Genomic DNA, 26,634 nt, shown 5'->3' with positions numbered 1-26,634 from the left:
GCAATATTCTTAAATATTTGAACTTCTCCGCATAATTTCTTTTGAAAATTTCCGTTTATTAATTTGCAAAAGCATACTTCATGTTTGCTAAAAAGTAAATAAACCCTTTTTTGGACTATTATAAAGAGGTTGAAGTAATTATTTGTATTATAACATCAATTTGAATATATTTGATGTATTAAAAAGCATAAAAAGAAAGCCTATGCCCCAATACCAATCATCTAATGAAAATAAACCTGGATATGGGATTGGCTACGGAAACAATAAAGCTATTAATAGTTGCTATTTAAAGGCCGCTGTTTTTGTGACGAGCCCGAAGATTTGAACTCTAAAAAAATTTCTATGGCAAAGGAATTAACACCTGAACAGGAAGAACAAAGAACAAAATGGCTGCATGAAATAAAGGAAAATGATGCCATTCAACAATACTTTTCAAAATTCAGGGCAGATTCGATAGAGCGCTTCATCAATCATTATATAGACAGCAAAGAAAGATGGATGACGAATAAAGACGAATGTCTGAGAATGATGAACGATGAAAGTGTAGAATGGATAAAAGAGGCCTTCTACCATCTTGAGAATATCCTGCAGAAAAAATTATTTGACCTGCAATGTTATTGGCGCGCTGAGCATATAACGATTGAAGGCATAAAACTGAGTTGTGAGTTTACGTATTGGGAATCTGATATTTTAAACTGCCCTTTCCTGGAGCCCATCACCCGTGAAGAGTTAGATCTCTACATAGACTATCTTGAATTTCCGGGAAGGGACCTCGATGAAGATAGCCAGGCCTTTACCCATGGCTGGCAGGATTATGAAGAAATAAAAAAAGCTGAAAGAGATGATAAGGAAGCCTACCGGAGTTTTCCGGAATGGTATGATTTTGTAAATGTAAGAACAGGTGCCGATGCTTTGCTTTTACTTCCCGATATCAGAGGTGGGAAAGAAGAGGAATATTTAGATATTTTTCAAAAAGAGCTTGTTGACAAAAAGAAAGAGAAGCCTGAAAAAAAGATTGAAAGAGATGAAAGGCCTTACCTTCATACGTATGATAAAGAGATAACAGCATACTTTGTAAATACATTTGAATCGAACGAAGTAAAAGAAGCATTCACAAGCGACGTCTGGAATTATAAAAACAGCTACCAAAGAAGTGATTTGAATTATTATATCGATACGCTTTTAGCAGCCGAAGAAGAAATACCTATTGAATCAAATGGAAACTGGATAGAAGGGATACGGAAGGCAACAGATCAATACAAAAGGAAAAAAATAATAGAGGCCCTACCCGATGCATGGGAACAATACAAAATGAACAAGGAAATGGGAATCGCATTTCCCTGCGACAGGAATGACCGCTGGCTCATTGATTTTTATACAAACAGAATCCTTGCCGCCCGCCGCCTGAAAGGAGAACCCCAGAACCTTGACTTTTAAATGAACACATTGAAAACGCCGACAATTCTTATCTTCGCCTCATGCAACAATCCATGCAATGGGACAAACTATTTACTGCTCGCCGCAGCGGTGATGCCGATGATAAGACCATAAATCCCGATAAATTACGTACCTCTTTTTTAAGAGACTATGACCGAATTGTTTTTTCTTCGGCCTTCCGGAGGTTGCAGAATAAAACACAGGTTTTTCCATTGCCGGGCCCGGTGTTTGTCCACAACAGGTTGACGCATAGTCTCGAAGTTGCTTCAGTAGGGCGTTCTCTTGGAAGAATGGTTGGTTCTGCCATTGCAGATAAATATAAAAATGCTCCCTTTTCTTTTCAGGAGTTTTACAGATATGAGCTCGCCACAGTAATTGCATCGGCCTGTTTAGCGCATGATATCGGGAATCCTCCGTTTGGCCATAGCGGAGAAGATGCTATCAGGGCTTATTTCAATGAACTGGATGCCGCAACAATGCAAAAACTGAATACGGCATTAACGCCCAATCAGTTAAAAGATTTTCAAAAATTTGAAGGCAATAGCAATGCATTCAGAATCCTTATACATGCTTTTAACGAGCCTGTATCCGGCGGCTATAATCTTACTTTGACAACATTAGCTTCCATTGTAAAATACCCCTGCACATCTGCGAATGGTTTTAATAAAGCCAGTGGCTATATCAGCTGTAAAAAGTCGGGTTTCTTTGATACCGAAGTCAATACTTATCAATCGCTGGCAAATGAATTAGGCATTTTAAGGAAAGATGGTTTTGAGAATGTATACGTGCGCCATCCTTATGTATTTCTTACAGAAGCAGCCGATGATATTTGTTACAGAGTAATTGATCTGGAAGATGCGCATCGTTTGGGCATTACTTCACTTGAGAAAATCCAGGAGTTATTCCTGCCTTTTTTCAAAGAAGAGAAGGGTTATAATTCCTATGAAAAAATTAATGAAAAGCTGAAAGATATCAGAGATCCGAATCAGAAAGTACAATACATACGGGCTATATGGATTGGTTTGATGACGCAGAAGGTATCCTCAATCTTTTTAGATAATGAACAGCAAATACTGGAAGGCCGGTTGGAAAAATCACTGATGGATTTGCTGCCGGAAAAAGACCAGCAGCTTTTAAAAGAAATAAACACCTATTCTTATCAGCATGTTTATAATTATAAACCGGTTGTTGAGATAGAAATAGCAGGCTTTCACATAATAGGCGCATTGTTAAAAGCTTTTGTAGAAGCAGTTTTTGAACCGCATCGTGCTAAATCAGCAAAATTATTGCAGCTTATTTCACAACAATTCCCGATACAAAATGGCGATGCATTTTTGTATCAAAACCTTCAGTCTGTAGTTGATTATGTTTCCGGCATGACAGATTTGTATGCTATTGATCTGTACAGGAAAATGACCGGAATTAGCGTGAGGGAATTGTAAAAAATCTTATTCTATCACAACCTTCTGCCCATAAAATTTGGCTTGCTTATTGAAAACCAAGTCCAGCAACATTTTCACACGCGCAAACTTTTCGCGCAACAGTGTTTTGAACCCGGCATTTTTACTTACATCCTTTGCATTAAAAGCAATAGCATGCACGTCCTTATGATTTGCGATAAACACTGCTCTTTGATTATGGAAAGGCTGTGATATAACAGTAATGTTATCTTCTCCAAAAACATATTTACACCTGAGAATGCTATCCAATGTCCTGAAGCCGGCATAGTCCATGAATATTTTTTCTTTTGGAATGCCTGCTGCAATCAGGTCATCCTGCATCGTAGTAGGTTCGTCATATGATTTTGTTCCGTTATCGCCGCTCACCAAAACAAAATCAATTTTACCTGCTTTATATAATGCAACAGCAGCGTCAATTCTATATTGATAATAATAATTGATAAAGCCGCCGGCCAAATGCTTTGAGGTTCCTAAAACCAATCCCACTTTGTTATGTGGAATACTATTCACATCTGAATACAATTGCTTTTCTGTTGAAACGGTTACCCATTTGTTGACAACGAATAGCGTTGCTACCATTACTATTAAAAGAACAAATAATGTTTTAAGAAGAACGTTGAATCTTTTCATTTTTATTTATAATGCTTTAACGGACCATTTGTTTTTTTTGCAATGTTCTAATACCCTCGGCAAAACATAATTCATCCTGTCCCAGGCTTTCTGGCTATCATGAAATACAACAATATCACCCGGTTTCAAATTGAACACAACATTTTCCAGACATCTTTCAGGACTGATTTTTATATCGAAATCGCCACTTAATAAGCTCCACATTACAATGCTGTAGCCCATTTCATGTAATTTATCCGCCTGTATCTTTTTTATCCTTCCATAAGGCGGGCGAAAGAGTTTACTGTTTATATATTGTGCCGCCTGATGTGTATTTTCTATATAAATGTCAGATTTTGTATGCCAGCCATTTAAATGATTGTGTGTATGGTTACCCACAGCATGGCCTTCATTCAGAATACGATGAAAGATTTCAGGATGTTCCACAACATTTTTACCGATGCAAAAGAAAGTAGCCCCGGCTTCATATTTAGCGAGTACATCTAACACAAATGGCGTTGCTAAAGGATGTGGCCCATCGTCAAAGGTCAGGTAAACGGCTGGCTGCGCAGGCAAAACAGGTTTTTCCCATATTGCAAAAGATGGCGCTAATGCCCTTAATAACTTTGGCGTTTGTATTAAATACATATTCTATCAAAAGTATTAAATCCCGGCATCATCATAAACAGATTCTTATTTTTTGACAAAAGATTTTCGCTTCAGGCCATATTTTTCAAAAGGTTATCTTTGTCCGAATCAAAATAGAAAACATGAAACATTTAAAGCTTGTAATACTTGCCTGTTTGTTTTTGAGTGGTTATACATTTATGACATCCTGCAAGTCGGGAAGCAATACAGATGCCATAGATTTAAAACTAAATTTTAAAGCCGGCGACAAATATTTATATACTACGCAGATTGACCAGACCATCGGCATCATGCAAGGCCTCACAATGAATCAGAATATGGTAATGGACATGGTATATAATTGCAAGTCCGATAATGCGGGCGTTAAATCAATAGAAGCTACCTACAACCATATTCTTATTTCTATGACTTCTCCTATGGGCGAAATGAAATATGATTCGAAAGATCCGAAACAAGATGTGATGGGTATGAATATAATGGATAGCCTGATTGGGAAGTCATTTGTGATGGACATTGCTCCCGATGGTCAGATTATAAAAGTAAGTGGCCTGGACGCTATTGTAGCTTCATTTAATATGGTTAATAATCCCGCAGCCCAACAAAATATAAAAAATCAACTGAACGATACTGCCATCCGCATGATGATGCAAAGCTCTTTTGATATGTATCCCGGGCATAAGGTCAAAGTAGGCGATACATGGAATAAAAAACAGCAAATGACGGTATCGGGGATCAATATCGGCATGGAAAACACCTACTCCTTAAAGTCTGTAGAAAACGGCAAAGCTACGCTTTCGGTAACCTCAGATTTAAGTTTGCCAAAAACAGAAATGGGTGCAGATTCTGTAAAAACACAAATGGAATTAAACGGGAAGCAGGAAGGTACTATTGAGCTGGATATTGCCACAGGACAGGTAATCAGCAGTAAAACCATTTCTGATATTAAAGGTAAAATGACAATGCAGAACGCTCCGGAAGATATCAACATCAAAAGCACGATTAGTGTAAGCAGTAAGAAACAATAACCTGTAAAAGGCAAATTTATTGGAGTGCAGCATTATAGGCTGCACTCTTTTTTATAATTTATATTTGCATAATCACAAAAGCATAGAAAGCATGTTGCAAAACAACACTCCATATACCCGAGGACAATTGGCAGACCTTATTCTTGAAAAATTACAGGAACAAAAGCAGTCTTTAAAAGAGATGTTCCAGCAGCAAGGCCGCATAAATTCCTGCTATATAGATAACCTTTTGCCCGAAGACATTGCAGCAACGATATACGATGCGTTTCCCTCTGCTGAAGAAATGGCCATCCACAAATCCATGCGGGAAAATAAGCGTGTTGCAGCCCAGATGGATTTGTACAATCCATTACTGGAAGAAATTGTGTTTGCTTTTCAGGACGACAGGATTGTGAAAATCTGCGAGGAAATAACAGGTATTGAAAACATGCAGCCGGACGAACATCTTTACGCCGGAGGCATCAGTTTAATGGCAAAAGGTAATTTTTTAAATCCGCACCTCGATAATTCGCACGACAATGAACGGGAAAATTACAGGGTTTTAAATCTGCTCTATTATGTTACACCCGATTGGAAATTGGAAAACGGAGGCAATCTTGAACTTTGGGATAAAGGTGTAAAAGGTAATCCCAGGACTATTTTGAGCGCATTCAATCGTTTGGCATTAATGATTACCAATAAATCTTCCTATCATTCCGTAAGCAAAGTTGTGGCCGAAGGAAAACGTTGTTGTGTTTCCAATTATTATTTTTCCAAAGTACCCGCAGAAAATCAAAGTTATTTTCATGTAACTTCTTTTTACGGCCGTCCTGAAGAATCAGTAAAAGGTGTTTTTTTAAAGCTGGACAGAAACCTCCGAAACTTCATCAGGAAAATTACAGGTAAGCGGATTGTAGAAACCAAGCATATTTATAAGAAAGATAAATAGTTTAAAAGAGGATTGTTAGTTTAATCCTTACAAGGATTAATATCATTTTGCTATCTATTCTGTTAAAAGCTTTCAACACAAATTTTTTGATCGCCAGAAGTGCGCAAGCCATCGAAAACCAGCGGAGCAATTGGTTTTCGAACGCCTTTTTTGTTTCTTTTTTGGCGGAGCAAAAAAGAAAATAAAGCCTATTTTTGTAACCATTCACAAATAACAGCATTCATGTCGACAGAAGTTCCGGTTTCGCTAAAAAACGTACAGATATATCAAGGCAAAAGTCTGGTATTGGACAATGTAAACCTTGAAGTTGCAAAAGGCGAATTCGTTTATCTTATTGGTAAAACAGGCACCGGTAAATCAAGCTTACTGAAAACGTTGTATGGTGATTTACAATTGAAAGAAGGAAATGCTGAAGTAGCCGGATTTAAGCTGAAAGATCTGAGCTGGAAAACAGTTCCGTTATTGCGCCGTAATCTGGGTATTGTATTTCAGGATTTTCAATTGCTTACCGACCGGAATGTAAACGACAATCTTGAGTTTGTTTTAAAAGCTACCGGCTGGACCGATAAAGCTTTAATGAAAGAGAAGATAGAAAGTGTGCTGGATAAGGTGGGATTGCGTGCCAAAGGTTATAAGATGACTTATGAAATGAGTGGTGGTGAGCAACAGAGAGTTGATATTGCACGCGCCTTGCTTAATAACCCAAAGCTGATACTTGCTGATGAACCAACCGGAAATCTTGATCCGGAAACGACTGATAAGATAATGCAATTATTGTTTACTATTTGCCGCGATTACCAAACAGCGGTTGTAATGGCAACACATGATTATGGCATCATTCAAAGATACCCGGCCCGCGTTATACGAATTGAACAGGGCGGTGTTCATGAGCTTACCATCCCTTCGAATAACAATACTTCAGAATAATCAAAAAAGACGCATCATGTGCGTCTTTTTAGTTGATATTATATAACTCTTCCCGCTTCTACGCTGATATCAGAACCTTCGGCCAGAAAAACGGACAAAGGTTTTATTCCGGATAAAAAGGCAAATTGTTGTCCATACATCGCTGCAAAATCAACATCTACGGTATAATCCTGCACATCATACATTTGCCATTTCGGATGCTTTACTTCATATTCAGAAGTTTTGTCCTTATTAATTTGTGTGTAACCCCAATAATGTTCCGTAATAAATTCCGCTTCGCTCCCCTGCCCTATTTCTCTTAATTCCGGACCTGTTTCCAATGTCATTGAATGCCATTTTTTCTTCTTGCGCCAACTATAAGTTATAATCTGCTTTCCATCTTTTTCTTCCCAAAGATGCTTCATGGGCAAGGTCTCATAGTTTTCTCTATAAATTGTATTTGCAACAAAAGTTAAAGCCGGTTTCGGAACGATTTCTTTTATAAAAACCACACCTCTTTTCAGACTTCCTTTATCATTGTAGCGTACATAAAACCGTAGATTGACTTCTTCGAAATCAGTATGGAAAGGAATTTTGAAACCCTTTATGCGTGTATTTAAAAACATGAAGCCAACCAGACTTACGTAGCATGTATTGTTCCATAAATCCAGTTCCGTTCCTTTAGGCAGAAATGGTTTAAGGATAGCGGAATCCACTTCATAATTGAATAAAGCAAGCTTTCTCCATGCTGCTTTCAAAAATGTTTTGGACATAAAATGTTTTTGTTACCGATGAAAATCTATTTCTTTTCCTGTTCCAAAAATGCAATAATTCTTTTTGCATTTTCAGGATTATTGTAACGTTTCAACAGTTCTTTATTGCGTTCATGAATCGTTTGTTCATCAAAAGAAATATCAAACAACCGTTTTGTTTTTGCTATAAAATCATTTGCGTCTGATGCAACATTGCAGATGTCTGAAAGTCCGGTTCCGGCTACCATGGCTTCATTTACCACAATATGTCTTCCATTGAACAATGCGTGCAGCAGCTTCAGCTTCAACCCTGTTGCCTGAAAGGTTGGCAATAAATGTACCTGTGCATTTGCTATTAAGCTCTCCATCTCCTTCATATCAGGATTTGAAATCAATGTGCAGTTTTTAAGATTACTGCAGGCATCTGTAACTTTTGAAGAAGGATCTTTTCCTGCAAAAATGAATGGAATGTCTATTTTAGGACACACTTCACTCAATAAGAACAAAGCCGCCTCTACATTTTCCGGATGTCCCAGATTACCATGATATAAAACATATTTGCCTTTACCCGGTAAAGATTTCACCTCATTATAAGGCTGGAAGGAAGGAATGTAGGCATGCTGTTTTTGCGGATAAGCCTGTTTGAAAAAATTATGATCGTGCTCCGCCACCGTTAAAAACACATCAGCGGCATCCAACCTGCTTTCTTTGATTTTCAGCAGCCTGGCTTCCGTTTTGTAGTAAAATTTTTTAGCAGGATTTGTTTCTCTGTTAGCTAATAAAGTATAATATTCCTGTTCCAGGTTTTGATTGCGCATCAGCTTGAAACGTTGTTCCAGAGCTGGATGCGAGAGATAATAAGTTGTATGGACACCTTCAAACAGAATAGGTGCATCTATATCAATAAGGTTATTCAATAAGTTGTCGTCCCTCCGGGAATACATCATATAAGGCAATTTCAACGACAACCCTTTTACGCCCGTTTTCCTTTTGTAGTAAAATACCTCTTCACAAAAGTCTTTCATTCGAGCAGACTCACCCCGGCCATATTCAAAACAATGAAGATATATTTTTACGCCGGCTTCATGTAAGTTTTTGATCTTATAATACACATCAACCATACCGCCATAATCAGGCGGAAAAGGAACATCGGAAGATATGATGTGTAGTTTCATACTGTAAAAATAGGACTAAGCAAACAAGTTTTCATATACTTTAAGTAACCGTATTTCTTCTTCCTGCCAATTATAAACCTCGCGGGCTTTCATGGCATTGTCCTGTAACTTCCGGTGATAGCTTTCGTCGTAAATCAACGTAGATAAAGCTTTCGCAATATTGTCGATATTCGGTTCTTCAATAAGGTATGCCAGTTCAAAATTCGCATTCACCCTTTCATATTCGGGATAAGCCATGCACAATTGCGGGACACCGCTATGCATATAATCAAAAAACCGATTAGCCATAGACAGCCTGTTACTTGGTCCGACCGCTTCAAATAAGGTTATGCCGACCCAGGCTTTTTCTGTAATCGTTTTCAACTCTTGCGGAGGTACATATCCCTTAAAAGTGATTTTATGTTCCAGCTTATACTGTTTTGTCAGCATTACCGCTTCATCATAAAAATTGCCTGCACCGCAAATTATCAAAGGCATTTCTATATGTTGCATTGCCGGAATCAGAAACTCAAAGCAACGCCCTACATTTACAGCTCCCTGATACAAAATATATTTATCCGGCTTGGGCGGAATGCTGAAAGGCCTTAATATAGTGGCGTTGCGCACAATTGAATATTGCACGTCATATTTTTCTCTGAACACATCGGCATAACATTCCCCAATAGTATAGCCAACCGGAAAGTTTGGGACTGTAACTTTTTCAATCCAATCCCACATTTTCTTTTCTCGCGGTCGTGTTACAACTTCCTGCATTTCTGTAAACAATTCATGGGCATCATAAACACGTTTGATGCGTCTGATTCTTGAAACAAAATATACCGGTAAAATCGTGTCCAAATCTATCGCACAAAGAGCGTCCGCTTTTTGAAATAAGAGATAAAAAAACAACCGGATCCAGAATAATAAATACATCATTTTCCCTTTATCGGGACCAATAGCAAAACGTTTTTGCTGAAAAGATTTTTTAGAAAGCGGCTTGCTGTTTTTATGTGATCTGCCTACCAGTTCCACATCATAACCTGCATTTGCAAGTGAAGTGCAAATACGAATCATTCGCTGATCAAAATTCAGATCATTAATGACAGTCAGTATGATTTTTTTATTTTTCAATATTTCAGATTTATCTTATTCCTGCAGAGACAAATAAGTTCAGCTATTAAAAAAGGGGCAATAAAGCCCCTTTTTTATATTCTTATCCTGTCAATATTAGTATATGTCAGATCTTTGATCTTTAACTTCTGCAGCATCTTTCATACCTGCCATTACCATTTGAGCAGCATTTGCTTTCAATTGATAATCCTGCATTTTACGTTCCATGTTGATATCACGCGGAGCGGCCGGAAGATTTGTTTTTCCCAATAAGCTGATTACATAAACAGCGTCTTGTCCTGAAATTGCAGGGCTTACTGTGTTTGCATTGAATGATTTGAAAAATGCATAGCCAACGACTTTTGGTTCCTGGCCAACACCCGGAATAAAACCTTGAACAAAGTTTACAGAATCTGCAGTACCTACTGCCTGACCCTGACTTTGTGCAATAGCTTCCAATGAAGCCTGACCTTTGATTTTGTTTTTCAAAGCTTCAGCTTTTTTGTTTTTCATCACATATTGTTCAATGAACGGACGTGTTTTATCATTTACCGGAGCCAAACCTGCATCCATAACGCTCGAAAGTTTTGCAACGATGTATCTGTCTCCAATCGTATAAACGGTTGAAACGTCGCCAAGTTTCGCACTGTATGCCCATTTTACCAAATCGCGGGAAGAGCCAAGTCCGTTTACAAGGAAGCTGTTTTGATTTAAACCATCAGCGCTTTGAATATTATAACCTTTTGATTTGGCAAGATTGTCAAACATTTTTGCGTTTTTGGCACTGCCTGAAAACTGAGAAGCAGTAGCATAAAGCGCATTATTTGTTGTTTCGCTGTAATTAAACGGACGTGCAACAAAAGCGATTTTGCTGGTAGTTGTTGGTGCTTTTTGACTCAGGATTTCAATATAGTGATAACCAAATTCTGTCTTTACCACTTTCTTTTCACCTGTATGGCCTTCAAAAACGAAGTCACCGAATTCAGGGGCTAAAGGATTCTGACCGGATCTGTTTGCCAATGTGAATTCGTATTCACCACCTTTATCTTTGCTTCCCAAATCATCAGAGAAACGTGCAGCTAATGTATCGAAAGGAACACCACCGTTTGCCATTGCAACGATGCTGTCAATTTTTGCTTTCGCCTGTGCATCCGTTAATTTTTCCTGTCCTGTTTGCGGATCTTTTAATCCGACAAGTATGTGACGGCATTTAACCGAATCGGGCAAAGTTTTTGTTTCCTGAATTTTAGCTAAAGTATAGTTGCTGCCATCATAAAATGGTCCTACAATACTACCTGCAGGTGCACTCATCAATTCATCCACATTCGGAAGGCTTTTCAATTGTTCTTTAGTATAAAAAGCAACAGGAATCTGAGCCTGAGAGTTACGTGCTACAAAAGCATCTATGTCGGTAGTTGTAGTAAATTCTTCTTTGATTTTCGCCAAATCAGCAAACGCTTTTGCCGAATCTTCTGCAGAAGGAACAATATTGAAAGCAACAAAATCAACAGAACGTGTGGCGTCTTTAACCGTAAACATGGCTTTATGAGCTTCCATGTACTTTTTTATTTCATCATCTGTAACTTTTACCTGAGCATCGGGAATCAATGTGTATGGTAATTTTACATAGTTGATTTTTGCAATAGTGTTGCGGCTGTTATTGATATCATCCAAAACAAATTTCGGCGTATAAACAGACCCGTTAATCATACCGTTGAATTTCTCCTGATGACGGCGTTTGATCAGGCTGTTTTCAAAAGCCTGCCAGTCTCCTTTTCTTTGCGGATCTTTTTTCAGTTGCGCAATCGTAGATTTTACTTCCTGAGGATTAAAAACGCCTGTTTGCGGATTAGTAAATGCCTGAAGAACTGTTGGATCAGGATTTGAACCGGTTAATAAGTCATTTACTTCGGCTGTAGTAACTACAATTCCAAGTTTATCTTCAGCATCCGATAATAATTTGTCGTTTACCAAATCAGTCCATGCCTGATCGCGTAATTGTGCCTGCGTATTATCATCAATAGGTTGCCCCTGACTTTGACGCTTCATTTCGGTTTCTTTCTGGTCCACAACAGCCTGATACTCGTTGACATCAATTTTGTCACCGTTTATCTTGCCGATGGTTGTAGAAGGGCCTCTGCCGCCACCTTTACCATAGTCCATTAATATAAAACCCAACAAAGCAACAACGATTACACCGCCCGCCAGCTTCGCATATTTATCCCTGATTTTTTGAATTACTGCCATAAAAAATTAAAGTACAGAATTATCGAAAGTGCGCAAATGTAATGGAAAAATTGGAAAACCAACGTGTTTATATCAAAAGAATTGATTATGGGCAGAAAAAAAATTGTTTCAATTGCTTGTTTTTTGTCAACAATATTTAATAATGAATCGGTTGGTTACTTTTTGTTGAAAAAATTTTCCGGAATATTTTATTGTAAAGTTTAAAAATTTGAACTGTTACAAACATAATATTGAACTATTCTTAGCATATTTGTTTGTAATTTTAACCAAAATCAGAAAAAATGAACCTTAGAAAACTACTTGGCTTTGCATTGCTGATGGCCGGAACCTGGACATTACAGGCGCAGCAAAGAAAGTGCGAAATGAATATTGAGCTGATATCACCTTCGGAAGGACAAGTTATTCCGGCCTATGCACAATATAATCTCGACGCAAAAATTACAAACAACGGCCCTAATACGCTGAACATTGGTGATACGCTGTTTTACAATATTCCAACCATTCCTTTAGTCTCTTATAATACTTACATTCTGGAAGATTCTATTCCGATGGGTAGTAGTGTGAATGTCAGCTTCGGAACATTGAATAATATTAATCAGAACGAAAATGACGAGACTGTAAATTTTTATGTAAAAATTGTAAGCAATCCGGACGGTACAGGTGCTTTTATTGACGAAGTTTTGACTAATAATACTGATCAGAACACTATAACATACAAACCTTGCGGCATAAATGGCGGTACAGCCATTCATAATGTAAATGGTGAAATACTTGACTTTACGCTTTTTCCAAATCCAGCCACAGATGTACTTCAATTGGAAACAAAAGATCTGAAAGTGAACAATGTAACTATTACAGATATTTCAGGAAGAATTGTTGTTAAAAAGACAGTTGCTCCTGCCGGAGAAATAAAGTTGGATATCGCCACATTGCCACGAGGCATGTACTTCCTTAAAATGGACACAGATAAAGGAGTGGCTTCTTCTAAGTTTATTAAACAATAAAAGAATTGAATTTATTTTGAAAGAGATGTCTTGCATAAGCGGCATCTCTTTTCTTTTTGGTTTATATTGTGGCTGCATGTTTTTCAGAAAAAAAATAACCTTTTTAATTATCCTGCTTTCTTTTTTTGCGGCTTGTAAAACGCATAGGGAAGAAAAGAAAATGATCTTCCGGTATAACCAGATTGAAGGCATTGAAACCCTTGACCCAGCTTTTGCAAAAAGTATTGCCATTATGTGGGGTACTCATTTTATTTTCAATACGCTGCTGGAAGTTGATTCCGGACTGCAAACAGTTCCCTCGCTTGCTAAAAGTTGGGAATGCTCTGCCGATGGTTTACAATATACTTTTCATTTGAGAAACGATGTTTATTTTCAGGATAATGATGCCTTTCCAAATGGAAAAGGAAGAAAGATGACTGCTGCCGATGTTGTTTACACATTCCGGAGATTGATAAATCCGGATGTGGCCGCCGCCGGAGCCTGGGTTTTTAATGACAGGGTTTCAAAAGATAAACCATTTCAGGCTTTGGATGATACGACGGTATTAATTACGCTAAAAGAGCCTTTCCGGCCCTTGCCACAAATATTGACCATGCAATATTGTGCTGTGGTACCCAAAGAGGTGGTTGAAAAATGGGGTAAAGATTTCAGGAATCATCCTTGTGGCACCGGTCCTTTTCAATTGAAATACTGGGACGAAGGCACAACCATGGTTTTGTATAAAAATCCGCATTACTGGGAATTTGACGAAAGCCGGGTGCGGTTGCCTTATTTAGATGCCATTCAGGTTTCATTCAATGATACCAAAGCATTGGAGTTTCTTTTGTTCAAACAAAAGAAAACGGATTTCATGTATCGTATTGATGGGTCTATGAAGGATATGGTACTTACCAGGCACGGCACTTTGCAGCCCGGGTTTTCAAACAGTATGAATCTTTTAAAGCATAGCTATTTATATGATGAATACATAGGTTTTGTAATGGATTCGGCCAATGATTTGGTGAAAAATAATCCTGTTCGATTGCGGAAAATAAGGCAGGCAATTAATTATGCTATCGATCGGAAAAAAATTGTTACTTATTTCAGAAACGGCATTGGGATTCCTGCGGAGAAAGGTGGATTTATTCCTTCTGTAATGATTCCTGATAAATATAAGGTGGTGGAAGGTTACGAGTATAATCCTTCAAAAGCTTTGCAACTATTGGCCGAAGCTGGATTTCCCAATGGTAAAAATTTACCGGTAATTACATTGACCGTTCCTGATGCCGATGTGGATATCTGCAACTTTGTAGCCACACAGTTAAATGAAGTGGGTATTCATACCGAAATACAAATAATGCTGAAGGGACTTATGCGGCAGATGATGACAAAAAATCAATTACCCTTTTTTAAAGCCGGTTGGGTAGCCGATTATCCTGATGCGGAAACATTTTTAGCTTGTTTTTACAGTGGATTTCCCTCTCCTCCGAATTATACACAATTTAAAAGCAAGGTTTTTGATGATTGGTATCAGCAAAGTTTGAAAATCAATGATGATACGTTTCGGCTTCAATTATATGCAAAAATGGATAGTCTGGTAAGCAGCGAAGCTCCCGTCGTACCACTGTTTTATGATGAAATATTGCATTTTACACAAAAGAATATTACAGGATTCCAGACAAATGCGCTGAACATTATTGATTTGAGAAGAGTAAAAAAGAATTAGAAAACATACAGATGGATATTTTAGACAATTTGAGCCAGTTGCCCGAATGGGATGACAATGATTTTGATAACAAAGGTTATGAAAGCGGGGAAGCCTGGAAAAATGCTGCATTAAGAACATCGGCGAAAGCATTGTATAATCAATGGCGGGAAGTAATGACCGGGATTTATGCTTTGTTATCTTACGCTGAAAAAAATCCGGATATGCCGGAAGGTTTTTTTGAGGATCAAAAAGAACTTATGATAGGCGATGCCATACAAATTGCCGTAAAAATTAAAACTTCTGCCGAAGTGGACATGTATGTATTGCTGATGGAAAACGCTGCTGTTGTCCGTAAAAACGCGATTTATATTCAGACGCAATTAAGTTCAATGGTATTGATGGGTTCTATTGAGGAAGAACATGCGGATGCGGTGAGGCTGGATATCGAAAAATTCCGTGAATTATTCATTGAGTGGATTGCTACTTTCAAAAAAGATGAATATGAAGATGAATGGAATTTTTTTGTTTAATTCAAAAACCCTTCTTACTTTTGCCGCCCATTGGCGAGGTAGCTCAGGCGGTTAGAGCGCAGGATTCATAACCCTGAGGTCTCGGGTTCAATTCCCGATCTCGCTACGAAAAGGTGAAATATCCTTGATTATAAGGTTGCTTGAATAAAGCAACCTTTCTTTTTTGCTATCTTTGGTTACTATTCTCTCCTGAAACTTGATACAGACAGACTTCCTGATTATTGGCCAGGGCATTGCCGGAACTTTGTTAAGCCTTGAATTGATAAAGCATGGCAAAAAGGTATTGGTAATCGATAAAGAAAATCCTTATAAATCGAGTTTGGTAGCCGGTGCCGTTTTGAATCCGATGGCCGGCAAACATTGGTCGCCTTCACCACAGGCTGCGTTGTTTTTACCAAAAGCCCATGGAGTTTACAGCAACATAGAGAAACTTTTGAGCATTTCAATACTGCAGGAAACAAAGCTGTATGTCTTTCATGAGTCTGAAGAAAAGCAGTTGCAATTTGAGCAAAAGCAAGAATTATTTCCACAATATTTATCCATTGCAGATAGTGAATCACCTTATTTTAATGCCTTGTATTGCTGCGGAATAATCAGCGGAGTTTCTGTTATCAATGCCCCGTTATTGCTTTCTTCGGTAAAAAGCTATTTACTGGCACAAGATGCATTCATTGAAGAAGATTTTGATGAAAATTTATTGGAAATAGAGGAAGATAAAGTTCATTACAAAAATATCAGTGCTTCTAAAATTATTTTTTGCAACGGAGTATCAGCTGCAACCGGCCGTTTCTTTCAATCGTTACCTTTTACAAAAAACAGAGGCGAGGTTTTAATGCTCGACATTCCCGCATTACCGGAAGATGCCGTGTATCACCAAAAATTAAGATTGGTTCCCAAAGGCAACCATCAGTTTTGGTGCGGCAGTAACTATAAATGGGATTTTGAAGATTTATTGCCGGATGAACAATGGAGAAAGGAATCGGAAGCCGAATTAAAATCCTGGCTTAAAATTCCATTTGAAATAAAGAATCATATTGTGGCACAAAGACCTACTACGGCTGGACAAATTCCATTTGTTGGCTTTCATCCTGAATATAAAACAATCGCTATTTTTAACGGATTGGGCACACGTGGCTTTTCTTCAGGTCCCTATTGGGCAAACGAATTGGCGCAAAAATTATTGGACCCTAATTATTTGATCCGGAAATTATAATAGATTGCCTTTTCCAAAATAACTTCAATTTGTATTCTAAGTGTTTGATAGTTAAACAGTAAATAAATTTGTTCCTTTTTCAAATTGTTCGGTAATTTGATTCCTATAAAATCAAATCATCATAAAAACAACCCTATGATTAAAAAAGGATTATTATTTCTATTGTTACTATCAGCATTTAACACGGGCTTTTGTCAATTGAAAAGCGATTCCATAATTGCTAAAAGAGGTAATTTCTGGTATCATGATGTAACCTTGAAACCGACAGACATGCTTCGCCTGATGCAACCGAATGAGGCTGCTTTTAAAAAGATGAAAGCTTCCAGAACCTATAATGGATTTAGTACGGTTTTTGCATGTGCCGGTGGTTTCCTGATTGGCTATCCTTTGGGGCAAGCTATAGGCGGCAAGAAAGATCCGGAATGGGCTATGTTGGGAGTCGGAGTCGGAGTAGTCGGTATTTCAATTCCATTTGGAATAATATCCGGTAAAAAAGCAAAAGAGGCTGCACAATTATACAATGCCGGATTAAAAACTACTTCCTTTTTAAATAAGAAAGAATTGATGTTTTTGGTCTCGAATAATGGAGTCGGGCTCGCGTTGCGTTTCTGAAATAAAAAAGGGGCCAACTTTAAAAAGTTGGCCCCTTAATAAGATCAATTTATTTATCCTTTTCTTCGTGATAATCCATTTCGGTATTGATTTCCCAAATATTTTTCTTGTCTTTTCTTCCTGCAACAATGTTGTCAACCGCTGTCATGGCAGTTAACATGCTATGATCGCTGTTATTGTATTTGTGCATGCCATTACGGCCCACCAAATACAGATTTTCGAATTGGTCGGTGAAGTCTTTCAATTCGTCAAACTGATTGTAAGTACCGAAATAAGCAGGATAGGCTTTTTCCATACGCAATACCGTACTGTCCAGAACATCTTCTTTACTGATGATTTCGATATCGGAAAGTTCCTTAATACCTAATTTCATCAAATCTTCATCTTTCATATTCCATAATGGATCGCCTTCATTACAGAAATATTCCATACCAATCCATACATGGTTAGGATTAGCCACCATAAACGGGCTCCAGTTATTAAATATCTGCAGACGGCCTACTTTCACTTCTCTTTCCTGAATGTAAATCCAGTTATCTTTTACGGTATTGTCTTTTGATGCCGGTTGCGTTTTGTCGTTGCGGATTTTTAATTTATCCATCAGCAAACCAACGGTAATGAAATCACGGTACAACAAGCCTTCTGCAATTTTACTGATATTGGCAGGAGCTGCCGGTTGCAAATTGGTAAGCAATTGTTTTACTGGCATGGTAGAGAAAAAGTAATCACAGTTTTCCGTACGCTGTTCGCCGGTTTTGCTATTTTTAACCGTTACCGATTTTACTTTATTTCCTTCTGTCTGAATACTTGAAACCTCATATCCCATGTGAATCTGGCCGCCTTTTGCAAGCACAAGACGGGCTACTTCTTCCCACATCTGGCCCGGGCCGAATTTGGGATATAAGAAACGTTCAATCAGGCTCGTTTCTACTTCCTTCTGGCTTACATCTCCCGATGGCTTTTTCTTTTTGGATTTTACAGCATGCTGAAGCGCCTTCAGAATAGACAAACCTTTAATACGCTGCGCACCCCAGTCAGCCGATATTTCACTGCATTTCTGGCCCCATACCTTTTCTGTATAATCTTTAAAGAAGGTAAGATAAAGCTCTCTGCCAAAACGATTTATGAAAAAATCTTCCAGAGATACTTCTTTACGCTTCGGCATCATTTGGGTAAACATATAAGACATGCCTATTTTCATGGTACGCCATAAGCCAAGCCCCTTCAATGTTTCGCCCGATAATGTTACAGGATAACTAAAGAATTGTTTTAAAAAGTAGATACGCGACAACCGGCTGCGGACCAACATTACTTTGTCAGCATCTTTATCATCTGTCAGTTCAACATGATGCGTATCTAAAACCTTTGTTTTATTCTGATATTGAATCTTTACGTTTTCTTCATGCGTATCTTCCATTGGAAGGATATGCAGCCACCAATCCATTACCCTGTCGGATTTGGAGAAGAAACGATGCCCGCCTATATCAATACGATTGCCTTTATAATTTACGGTTTTGCTGATACCACCTATATCTTCACTTTTTTCGTAAATAACAGGAATAATATCAGTGCGTAGCAATAATTCGTAAGCAGCAGTTAATCCTGCCGGACCTGCGCCCGCAATTATTGCATATTTTTGTTGACTCATTTAATATTGAAAATTTTAGGATTGGGTTGTTTTTCTCATTGTAAACAATCTGTCGAGCATTATCATAGGAAATCCAAATCCTATAATTAACAATAAACATTCATATCGTAATACAATCATCGCCGCGAAAATACTAAAAGCCATGTTACAACCAACCATTAACCACCAAAAAATAACCGATTTTTTTTCATTTGTGGTGTCTTGCGTTAGTATTTTCTTTCTATTGATGTAATATAATACCGGCAATATAAGATTCAAAAATGCAAGCAGGCAGTTTAATGCTGTTGAATAGATGGATACAACTTTTTGAAAATCGGGAATACTGTCCAAATCTTGTTTGGTCTTTATATCAAACCATTCCTTTGTATCATCAGGTATTAGTCCGTTGCTTACTGTATATGCGCCAAAATCTTCCGAATCCGGCCAGAAATAATTTTTAGTATTAGGCCATAGATAATATTCGAAAAAGGCTCCGGGATGATTTTTGATTACGGTTTTTCCGAAATCGCCGAAAATTTCCGATACCTGATACCAGGAGGTAAAATAGTTAACCCGGTATTTATAAATATGATTAAAAAGATAGACTTTTAAAGGACCCTTCTTGTCCCACAAAAAACCGGATATAAGTTTCCCGTCTTTTACTATTTGTAAGCTTTTTTCATCGATGGAATCAACATAAATATGGGAAATAGAATCTAATAATTTTTCTTCGGGTGTGTCAAACTCATCCGCCGAAGTATTTATATGAGGATACAAACCCAACACATTGTTTGCCATTTGCCACCCGCTGAATCCGCTGAAAACATCAACACCCGTAACTTCATTTACCTGAGATTTGATATGCTTATACGAAGCAAATATCAACAGAAATGTCACCAGCATTCCTATTGCTTTTGTTGCAATGTTGGATTTGTTGCTTAAAAGAAAAGCAATTACAGTCAGAACCGGATAGTATAAGGCAGCATACCGGATCTGAAAAGCCCAGTACAAGACAATAGCCTGTAATATAATTACCCACCAGTTAGGACGGCTGACAACCCATAATAATAGTGTGATATAAACAACTGTGAGCGCTGTAAAAACAGCATCAGACAATACAAAATTAGCAAGCAGGAAAAGAATAGGATTGAAGGTTATAAAAAACCAGGAAACCTTCTTAAAGATTTCATTTTTAAACCGGAATAAGTAATCTACGCTATAAAAGGCAAACTGGCCTGCAACAAAAAGCAGCAAAAACTGAACCCATATAAAGAAATCCAGCCCGTTTGAAAAAGAATGGACCAATTGCAAAAACTTAGAGAAGCCATAAGGCCTGTACATGACCTCATTCGATTGTATGGCGGCAAGCACATAGGCATTTGAATCTGAAACAAAAAAGGCATTCGGGCAAAACATTTTAAAAATGAAAAACATAATGATATTTGCCGCAAATGCAATCAGCAATAATCGTTGGTTTTGCTTATTTCTGAAAATGTATTCAAAGAAACCGGGTTCCTTTATTTGTGCCTGAGTATTCATTGGTGGTTTTTGTTTGTGTTTTGGGCTTGCAAAATAATCAATTAATTGAAACCGTCAGTTTTCCAAAACCAGGATATTTATAAGATATTAATTATAGTAATTATCATTCAAACATCTGAATATAAACATTCTTTGCCTGCATCGTATTTTTGCCGCTATTGGTTATCTTCATTATAATTTCATCACCTTCTTCTATATCGTCCGGTAATGAGGTGTAAAAAGAAACTTCGCCCCATTTATTTACTTTGTATTCATATATTCTGGAGCCGTCCAGATTAATATTCATACGACCTATTTTGTTGTTAATTCTGACGCCCTTCCATTTCAGGGTTTCATCTTTGCGTTCTACTGTAAAAACAAATGCCTGACATGTCCATGTATCGGCCGGGTCTGTAGCTTTGAATATGCCGGAACCTTTTATCCAATGCACGGTTTTCATTGTTTTTTCATGATAAGTAATGTGCATTTGCAGAGGTGTTATTTCTTCATCAACCGGCACGTTATAGATTAAGACTCCCAAGCTGTCTTTCGTAACATTCTTCATAGTATCATTCAATGAAGCATATATGCGGGCTCCGACAGGTTTTAGCGTTGGCTGGTCAGGCTGTCTTTCTCCGATATCATTTACAATCAGGTCATTATACCTTAAATTATAACGGAAAAGCATCTGACGTACAAATACGCTGTTGTTGTATTCGCTTCTCGACACACCCATATGCTCTTGGATACAAAAACTGAAATTAACAGCAATGCAAAAGACCATGGTGCAGGCAAATAATATGCGTTTCCATATTTTCAACGTAAAGATGTGTGCCGTAAAGGCTGCAACCGGCAAGGAGACTACAGCACAAACATCCACCATAGGCCTCGAGCCAAGGCCATTAATATAATTCGGCACAAACCAGGAATAGATAAGATAGAAATATACCGGTATCATGATAAAAACCACCGTGGAAAAAGGCCTGTATTTCTTCCAGAAGAATAAACCTGCAAAAAAGATAAGCAGGGCGGGCGAATAAAACAGCCATCCGTTAGAAGCAGAGAAAAGCCCTTCCCATATTTTGGGTTTATTGAAATGGAAAGTTTGTTTGCCGCCGTAAGAATCGTAAAGAAAAGAACCGCTCATTATTTTCCAATAGACCATTTGCGGCACCCAAATGAGAAAACAGATTAACATGGCCAGCAACAGCTTTCCTTTATGCTCTTTTATAAAGCCTATTTTGTTTTTCCAGGATGCTTTGTCTGTTACGTTATAAAACAAAGGAATAAATACACAAACAATATCGGCAGGCCTGATGTAGGTAATCAGCCCACAGACAAGGCCAACCAGTAAAAACATTATTACTGTCGGCTTTTCATAAAGTTTGACAGTGAGGTAAAGCAATAATGAAAAAAGAAAGAACAGCGGAATATGCGACATGCCCGCCTGATAAAGCGTAAACCAGAAAAGATTACTGCCTAAAAATAAGATGGCGATAGCGCTTATCGAGACATTATCCGTAAAATAACGCCGGAGTATTTTATAGAGCAATATTAGCCCCATTAAAGTATAAAAAACAGAAGACCATCTTATGGCATTTTGATAAGGGGCTGAAAAGCCATTAGTCTGTTGCCCGGTTATTTTTGCATAAGCATGTCCGGCGAAAAAGAAAGGCATTTCCATAAAAGCAACACCAAATGTATATTGGTCAAGCACATGTCCCTTTGGAGTGATGCTTGAGCCGTTCATTTCATTGGCATACCACATGATATCAGGATGGATATATGCTTCCTCTGGAAAATTTGTTATAGAATCCAGATTATGATAAATGAAGGCAGCCGGCAAATACATATAATAGCCCAATGCATCACCATAGAAAATACTGCCTCCTCCCGGTTTTTTAAAGTTTAATGCAAAAAGCAGTGATATGGAAAGAATAAGTAGGAGAAGTATCTTTTTTATCATGAAAAATATCTTAATAAGTCAATGTCTTGGACAATATTATTACATCTCAGGATGTATATTTTCAGCAGGCACACTAATTTATACAGGGATGGGCAAAAATAAATTGAAGAATATAGCTACATACGCACACATGTAATAAAAATGAGGCTTTTACATTAGAAAGTAATCAAATAATTCAAAATTGTCAGTACCTAAATGTGGATATAATAGCCCATATTTTAAGTAAACAAAATACACCGTATTAATTGCAATGTAAAAAACGGAGTATCCTAAAATGATTACATGTCCGGAAAGCAATAAATAATTTTTAGATTTCCAGTGTAAAACAAGGATTTCCTTATATTTTATCAGTCCAAATCCGATAACAATACCAATAAATATACCAATATGCCTTAATGTAAAAATATGTATCAATGCATGTTGAGGCATTACAAAAGCCCAACTTACAGACGCTATATAAATAACAACAGCTATCCTATAAAACGAAGGAAAGTGTTTTTTTAATTGTATAAGACCCAAGATGCCAAACAATATTATTACGAGAGAAGGAAAAATATAAAAATGTCCTAAACGGTGTAACCTGGTTTTCGGAAGCAAGTAGACGTAATCGGAAAAATGCATTGTCCGTTGTAACTCGCTTACATCAGCAGAAGCTCCGGTACGGTTCAGAAATGCTCCTTTCATATCATGCAACATTGCCGTAAAACCACCGAAGTATTCAGCATTAAGGTAAAGCCTTAAACTAAAAGAAAATGCAGGAACAAGAAGCAATACTATTACTTCCCAACGAAGTATCTTTTGCCTCAATGCCAACGGAAAACCAATAATAATAATAAGGATATAAATGTAAGGTTCAAACGATAGCAGGCACATCATAGCACTGCAGATGGCTAATATCGGAATAATATATTTTTTATTGTGAATAGTCAGATACCACCACCACAAATACACAAAAGACCACCTGAAAAATTCTATGTATAAATGTTGATGTGTGTCATCAGCCCAGGAAATGAAGTAATTAGATAAAACCAAAACCGACGCACCTATAAATGCTGCAATATCGTTATTAAGCCATCGTGCCAAGATGTAAAAAATCATAAAGAACAGTACTACAGACAACAGAAGAGGAAGCACGCTTGTACAATGGTCTTTATAATTATGGGTGATTTGTGCCGTAACTCCGGCTATCCATTCTGCCATCGGTGGATAATGTGTATACACATAATCATTATCAGGAATGGTATCTAAATGGTTATAAGTGGGTAATCCGGCATTAGGCCTGAACCCTTTTTCCATATAAAATTTTGCAGCGCTTTCAACATTTCCCTCACTCGAACTGTCTCCGAAATACCAGGACCTGCCAAATCCCGGATCATGAATATCGATTTTGACGTATCTTGATGCTATAATAGCGTACACGAAAAAAAAGATAATCCAAAATATGGGACGCTGATAGAACTTTTTATTACTGTCCATTTATTGTTGATTGTGATATGAGCATTTCGATTTTTTCTGATACAAGCTCCATTGTAATGTTTTTGATGCAAAAATTATCTCCGCCACAAGGTAACTTATCGACGAAATGAGCGCAAGGAGAGCATTTTACTGCCAGATAAATAAATTCATTTCCAGAATTCAAGTCTATTCTGCTTTGAGGAGATGTTGGCCCCCAAATAGAAATGTTAGGAATATTGAGTTTGTTGGCAATATGCAAAGGTGCAGAATCAATGGTTATCACAAATGCGCAATTATCATATAAAAACCTATAATAGTCTTCAAATTCATATTTGCCGGCACAGTTTACAATTATATCTTTATTTAAATTATAATCGAGAATAAATTTATCATTCGCTTTTTTATCAGATGGAGCACCTAATAAGGCTACTTTATATGAGGTATTAGTAATTATCCAGTTACATATCTCGTTCAATTGTTTATTTGTCAATTTTCTTTCCTGTGCCAGTTCGCTACAGGTATTATTAATTGCTATAAAAGAGTAATGTTTTCCGGGCTGACGAGAAGGAAATCCTTTTATAGTATAAGCCTTAAATTCAGATACCCCCATTGCTCTTACTAATTCTTCATAATTGTCTTCGACATTAATTACCGTATTGAAATAGATGTTATGGGTATATAAATTATATCGGACAGGCACCTGATTAAAATAAAATCCGAATCTGTTTATTGCTCTTGTCCATAATGACAATGTTCCCGTTAGTTTGGAATAAACCTCAAGATCAGCAACCCAAAGTTTTCTTTTTATCATTAACTTTAAAAGAGTGCCGATAGACGAATTCAATAATCTGAAAAAGTTACTATCATCAATTACGTATATTGTTTCAAAGAGATGGATAGATTGGATGCCCTGTTCAATACCTTTTGAGCATATAATAGATAATCTGGCTTCCGGATATTTTAATTTAAGGCTGTAAATAGCATCCGAAGCCATAATAACACTCCCAAAGCCTAATAATTTTATAATGCAAATTTCTTCAGGGTGTTTTTGTATCCCATGATTGCGCCTCAATAAAAATCCCAAAAATCTGGCCAATAATATATTGAGATAAATAAGAGGAAACCCAATATATCTGTCAAGAAATTGTTTTTGTTTTAAGTTCAAAGTGATTTTCAGATATTAGGGAATAAAAGTAAAATTTTAAAAGAGGAACACCAAGATTCGATTTTCAATATTGAATTACTTTACCTGTTGGTATTGCTGAACTGTATCCATGATAAAATAATGAGCGTTTAAATTTTTATAACTAATTCCCGCAAATGGGCCTATTAAAGTATCTTTTGCCGGAATTAACCTTTGATCAATCACTTCTTTGGTATCTACGATAAAAGTTCTTTGAGGGCTTTCCCCCATTAATCTGGATGCTATCATACTTTCAACAGGGCCACCCCAATTTATGAGTAACATTTGTTGAATCGAATCATTCATATAAATATACCCTTTCATAATTCCTTCTTGCTTCATCTTTCCTACTGTGGCAAATATCCAGTTATTGCGGGCTTCAAATTTTTTTGCAGAACAGACAATGAAATTAATGCGCACGGCAAATACAACAAGTAACGAAACTGCTATCCATTTGACATCAATCATCGGAACAAAATAATAAACGAAAAGAATACCCGTAATTATAGAAAAAGGCATCCATTCACTTTCTATATAAAAAGTAAGAAAGTCGCTGTAGGTAAGGCATACCGCAAGGTAATAAGGAACAGCAAAAAGGAGGACCAAAGCAATTTGTTTGTACTTATTTTTAAGAACAGCGGCAATCAAACCTAAGCCAAACAGAACAGGTACGAAAAAATAATCTTTGATTAATTTTTCTGATATAGCTTTTGACATAGGAGAACTGAATGCATGCCATAAATCCAAAAAAGAAAAATGAGTTGCACTATGAATCTTACCTGCATCGTATCCGCTATTGCTCATACTGTAATATTTTAACCCTAAAATGATAACAAAAGCAAGACTTAAAAAGAGTATTTGCCTTTTATTGTAGGGATTCAGGTCTTTTTCCTGAACAGTAAACAGCCACAGAAACGGAAAAATGAAAAGCATTAATGGATGCGTAAATAAGCTGAGAAAAGCAAGTATTAATACAATTGTAAAATGAAATAAAGGATGCTTTGGGTGTTGTTTGTAATTCTGAATGATACCGAACAGTAAAAAACACCAGCCCATAGCCTGATGAATTTCGTTATTGGTCCAGAAATAAGTATCGGAAACAAACAAGACAAAATACAATGCAAACAAAACGGCCAGTTTTGTGTTCTTAAACTTAAACAGCAGTATAGTCGCGACTGTCAGATAAAATAAGTTAAAGCTAATAGAGTAGAGCAAAAGTACTGTTTCAAATGGCAGATGAAAAAGACTTGCTGTTAGAGGGAAAATTTGAGTAATGAATGACCCTATTCTGCCAACGGCAGAAAGTTGAAAATGATGATTATTGACTACATCAAAAAAAATATGTGCGGCATCGCAAAACATCATCCGTTCTTTATAATAGTACATAGACCCGATAAGCAGGCTGACAAAAAGAAGGAAAACCGTAATTCGTACAGATAAATCATTTTTAAAACCAGGAATCATAAAAGAAGCAGACAATTTTTGCAGTAAAGATATTTGTTTCAGGCTTAATTAATTTATTCGGCTGTTTCTTTTGCTTACCTTAATTTTATAATCTCTTTG

General features: G+C 37.2%; 22 protein-coding genes and 1 tRNA gene. 11 read left to right on the top strand and 12 right to left on the bottom strand.

The genetic code is table 11. The features are described 5' to 3' along the window. Positions 1-342 precede the first annotated feature (342 nt). Both F0919_RS13910 and dgt read left to right on the top strand, forming a co-directional pair. The gene (locus tag F0919_RS13910) at positions 343-1,437 is read left to right on the top strand and encodes a hypothetical protein (protein ID WP_150033373.1); all 1,095 of its coding nucleotides are present in this window, start codon (positions 343-345) and stop codon (positions 1,435-1,437) included. A gap of 41 nt (positions 1,438-1,478) precedes the next feature. Then, positions 1,479-2,879, top strand: coding sequence for a dGTP triphosphohydrolase (gene dgt, locus F0919_RS13905; protein ID WP_235903512.1), 1,401 nt, complete (start codon positions 1,479-1,481; stop codon positions 2,877-2,879). A 6-nt stretch (positions 2,880-2,885) separates the two neighbouring features. Here dgt and F0919_RS13900 read toward each other — a convergent pair whose 3' ends face one another. Both F0919_RS13900 and F0919_RS13895 read right to left on the bottom strand, forming a co-directional pair. After that, entirely contained in the window at positions 2,886-3,527 is a 642-nt protein-coding gene (locus F0919_RS13900) for a SanA/YdcF family protein (protein WP_150033372.1), read from the bottom strand. A gap of 6 nt (positions 3,528-3,533) precedes the next feature. Further along, positions 3,534-4,154: a polysaccharide deacetylase family protein gene (locus F0919_RS13895; protein ID WP_150033371.1), complete on the bottom strand. Its 621-nt coding sequence runs from the start codon at positions 4,152-4,154 to the stop codon at positions 3,534-3,536. Positions 4,155-4,276: 122 nt separating this feature from the next. On the opposite strand from F0919_RS13895, the gene F0919_RS13890 reads away from it, so the two are divergent. From F0919_RS13890 to F0919_RS13880, 3 genes are all read left to right on the top strand, one after another. Continuing rightward, on the top strand, positions 4,277-5,179 hold the full coding sequence (locus F0919_RS13890) for a DUF6263 family protein (protein WP_150033370.1): 903 nt from the start codon (positions 4,277-4,279) through the stop codon (positions 5,177-5,179). 91 nt (positions 5,180-5,270) lie between these two features. Continuing rightward, positions 5,271-6,107 (top strand): 2OG-Fe(II) oxygenase, encoded by an 837-nt coding sequence (locus tag F0919_RS13885; RefSeq protein ID WP_150033369.1) that lies wholly within the window; start codon positions 5,271-5,273, stop codon positions 6,105-6,107. A 222-nt stretch (positions 6,108-6,329) separates the two neighbouring features. Further along, on the top strand, positions 6,330-7,034 hold the full coding sequence (locus F0919_RS13880) for a cell division ATP-binding protein FtsE (RefSeq protein ID WP_150033368.1): 705 nt from the start codon (positions 6,330-6,332) through the stop codon (positions 7,032-7,034). A gap of 38 nt (positions 7,035-7,072) precedes the next feature. On the opposite strand, the gene F0919_RS13875 is transcribed toward F0919_RS13880, so the two are convergent. The 4 genes from F0919_RS13875 to F0919_RS13860 all read right to left on the bottom strand — a co-directional run bounded on the left by F0919_RS13875 (position 7,073) and on the right by F0919_RS13860 (position 12,276). Continuing rightward, positions 7,073-7,786, bottom strand: coding sequence for a YqjF family protein (locus tag F0919_RS13875; RefSeq protein ID WP_150033367.1), 714 nt, complete (start codon positions 7,784-7,786; stop codon positions 7,073-7,075). A 26-nt stretch (positions 7,787-7,812) separates the two neighbouring features. Beyond that, entirely contained in the window at positions 7,813-8,940 is a 1,128-nt protein-coding gene (locus tag F0919_RS13870) for a glycosyltransferase family protein (protein ID WP_150033366.1), read from the bottom strand. 15 nt (positions 8,941-8,955) lie between these two features. Beyond that, positions 8,956-10,050, bottom strand: coding sequence for a glycosyltransferase (locus F0919_RS13865; protein WP_235903511.1), 1,095 nt, complete (start codon positions 10,048-10,050; stop codon positions 8,956-8,958). A 96-nt stretch (positions 10,051-10,146) separates the two neighbouring features. Next, the gene (locus tag F0919_RS13860; protein WP_150033365.1) at positions 10,147-12,276 is read right to left on the bottom strand and encodes a peptidylprolyl isomerase; all 2,130 of its coding nucleotides are present in this window, start codon (positions 12,274-12,276) and stop codon (positions 10,147-10,149) included. Between the two features lie 281 nt (positions 12,277-12,557). Here F0919_RS13860 and F0919_RS13855 point away from each other — a divergent pair, with 281 nt between their 5' ends. The 6 genes from F0919_RS13855 to F0919_RS13830 all read left to right on the top strand — a co-directional run bounded on the left by F0919_RS13855 (position 12,558) and on the right by F0919_RS13830 (position 17,322). Then, the gene (locus F0919_RS13855) at positions 12,558-13,280 is read left to right on the top strand and encodes a T9SS type A sorting domain-containing protein (RefSeq protein WP_150033364.1); all 723 of its coding nucleotides are present in this window, start codon (positions 12,558-12,560) and stop codon (positions 13,278-13,280) included. 76 nt (positions 13,281-13,356) lie between these two features. Continuing rightward, complete coding sequence (locus tag F0919_RS13850) at positions 13,357-14,985, top strand: ABC transporter substrate-binding protein (protein ID WP_150033363.1); 1,629 nt, start codon at positions 13,357-13,359, stop codon at positions 14,983-14,985. 11 nt (positions 14,986-14,996) lie between these two features. After that, on the top strand, positions 14,997-15,497 hold the full coding sequence (locus tag F0919_RS13845; protein WP_150033362.1) for a hypothetical protein: 501 nt from the start codon (positions 14,997-14,999) through the stop codon (positions 15,495-15,497). 32 nt (positions 15,498-15,529) lie between these two features. Then, positions 15,530-15,603: transfer RNA gene (locus tag F0919_RS13840), tRNA-Met, on the top strand. Between the two features lie 90 nt (positions 15,604-15,693). Further along, positions 15,694-16,710: an NAD(P)/FAD-dependent oxidoreductase gene (locus F0919_RS13835; RefSeq protein WP_150033361.1), complete on the top strand. Its 1,017-nt coding sequence runs from the start codon at positions 15,694-15,696 to the stop codon at positions 16,708-16,710. Between the two features lie 135 nt (positions 16,711-16,845). After that, positions 16,846-17,322, top strand: a complete 477-nt coding sequence (locus tag F0919_RS13830; protein ID WP_150033360.1) for a hypothetical protein — start codon at positions 16,846-16,848, stop codon at positions 17,320-17,322. A 49-nt stretch (positions 17,323-17,371) separates the two neighbouring features. Here the strand turns inward: F0919_RS13830 and F0919_RS13825 are convergent, their stop codons facing one another. From F0919_RS13825 to F0919_RS13800, 6 genes are all read right to left on the bottom strand, one after another. Next, a complete protein-coding gene (locus F0919_RS13825; RefSeq protein WP_150033359.1) occupies positions 17,372-18,970 on the bottom strand; it encodes an NAD(P)/FAD-dependent oxidoreductase in 1,599 nt (532 codons plus the stop codon). Between the two features lie 15 nt (positions 18,971-18,985). After that, positions 18,986-20,488: a hypothetical protein gene (locus F0919_RS13820; RefSeq protein WP_150033358.1), complete on the bottom strand. Its 1,503-nt coding sequence runs from the start codon at positions 20,486-20,488 to the stop codon at positions 18,986-18,988. 103 nt (positions 20,489-20,591) lie between these two features. Continuing rightward, complete coding sequence (locus F0919_RS13815) at positions 20,592-22,433, bottom strand: glycosyltransferase family 39 protein (RefSeq protein ID WP_150033357.1); 1,842 nt, start codon at positions 22,431-22,433, stop codon at positions 20,592-20,594. Between the two features lie 150 nt (positions 22,434-22,583). Continuing rightward, positions 22,584-23,909 carry a hypothetical protein gene (locus F0919_RS13810; protein WP_150033356.1) on the bottom strand — a complete coding sequence of 442 codons (1,326 nt, stop codon included), beginning with the start codon at positions 23,907-23,909 and terminating at the stop codon, positions 22,584-22,586. After that, a complete protein-coding gene (locus F0919_RS13805; protein WP_150033355.1) occupies positions 23,899-25,053 on the bottom strand; it encodes a glycosyltransferase family 9 protein in 1,155 nt (384 codons plus the stop codon). The genes F0919_RS13810 and F0919_RS13805 overlap by 11 nt, the downstream gene beginning before the upstream one ends. A gap of 75 nt (positions 25,054-25,128) precedes the next feature. Next, the gene (locus F0919_RS13800; RefSeq protein WP_150033354.1) at positions 25,129-26,535 is read right to left on the bottom strand and encodes a hypothetical protein; all 1,407 of its coding nucleotides are present in this window, start codon (positions 26,533-26,535) and stop codon (positions 25,129-25,131) included. Positions 26,536-26,634: the final 99 nt, after the last annotated feature.

Source organism: Taibaiella lutea (assembly GCF_008629695.1).
GTDB lineage: Bacteria > Bacteroidota > Bacteroidia > Chitinophagales > Chitinophagaceae > Taibaiella > Taibaiella lutea.
Note: the sequence above shows the minus strand (reverse complement) of the source record. Positions and strands in the feature narration are given on the sequence as shown.

Excerpts from the sequence above, each read along its gene's own strand:
- F0919_RS13875 (WP_150033367.1), bottom strand. The coding sequence starts at position 7,786 with ATGTCCAAAACATTTTTGAAAGCAGCATGGAGAAAGCTTGCTTTATTC.
- F0919_RS13845 (WP_150033362.1), top strand. The coding sequence starts at position 14,997 with ATGGATATTTTAGACAATTTGAGCCAGTTGCCCGAATGGGATGACAAT.
- F0919_RS13870 (WP_150033366.1), bottom strand. The coding sequence starts at position 8,940 with ATGAAACTACACATCATATCTTCCGATGTTCCTTTTCCGCCTGATTAT.
- F0919_RS13880 (WP_150033368.1), top strand. The coding sequence starts at position 6,330 with ATGTCGACAGAAGTTCCGGTTTCGCTAAAAAACGTACAGATATATCAA.
- F0919_RS13850 (WP_150033363.1), top strand. The coding sequence starts at position 13,357 with ATGTTTTTCAGAAAAAAAATAACCTTTTTAATTATCCTGCTTTCTTTT.
- F0919_RS13815 (WP_150033357.1), bottom strand. The coding sequence starts at position 22,433 with ATGATAAAAAAGATACTTCTCCTACTTATTCTTTCCATATCACTGCTT.
- F0919_RS13885 (WP_150033369.1), top strand. The coding sequence starts at position 5,271 with ATGTTGCAAAACAACACTCCATATACCCGAGGACAATTGGCAGACCTT.
- F0919_RS13800 (WP_150033354.1), bottom strand. The coding sequence starts at position 26,535 with ATGATTCCTGGTTTTAAAAATGATTTATCTGTACGAATTACGGTTTTC.
- F0919_RS13830 (WP_150033360.1), top strand. The coding sequence starts at position 16,846 with ATGATTAAAAAAGGATTATTATTTCTATTGTTACTATCAGCATTTAAC.
- F0919_RS13895 (WP_150033371.1), bottom strand. The coding sequence starts at position 4,154 with ATGTATTTAATACAAACGCCAAAGTTATTAAGGGCATTAGCGCCATCT.
- dgt (WP_235903512.1), top strand. The coding sequence starts at position 1,479 with ATGCAACAATCCATGCAATGGGACAAACTATTTACTGCTCGCCGCAGC.
- F0919_RS13860 (WP_150033365.1), bottom strand. The coding sequence starts at position 12,276 with ATGGCAGTAATTCAAAAAATCAGGGATAAATATGCGAAGCTGGCGGGC.
- F0919_RS13890 (WP_150033370.1), top strand. The coding sequence starts at position 4,277 with ATGAAACATTTAAAGCTTGTAATACTTGCCTGTTTGTTTTTGAGTGGT.
- F0919_RS13825 (WP_150033359.1), bottom strand. The coding sequence starts at position 18,970 with ATGAGTCAACAAAAATATGCAATAATTGCGGGCGCAGGTCCGGCAGGA.
- F0919_RS13900 (WP_150033372.1), bottom strand. The coding sequence starts at position 3,527 with ATGAAAAGATTCAACGTTCTTCTTAAAACATTATTTGTTCTTTTAATA.
- F0919_RS13820 (WP_150033358.1), bottom strand. The coding sequence starts at position 20,488 with ATGAATACTCAGGCACAAATAAAGGAACCCGGTTTCTTTGAATACATT.
- F0919_RS13810 (WP_150033356.1), bottom strand. The coding sequence starts at position 23,909 with ATGGACAGTAATAAAAAGTTCTATCAGCGTCCCATATTTTGGATTATC.
- F0919_RS13910 (WP_150033373.1), top strand. The coding sequence starts at position 343 with ATGGCAAAGGAATTAACACCTGAACAGGAAGAACAAAGAACAAAATGG.
- F0919_RS13855 (WP_150033364.1), top strand. The coding sequence starts at position 12,558 with ATGAACCTTAGAAAACTACTTGGCTTTGCATTGCTGATGGCCGGAACC.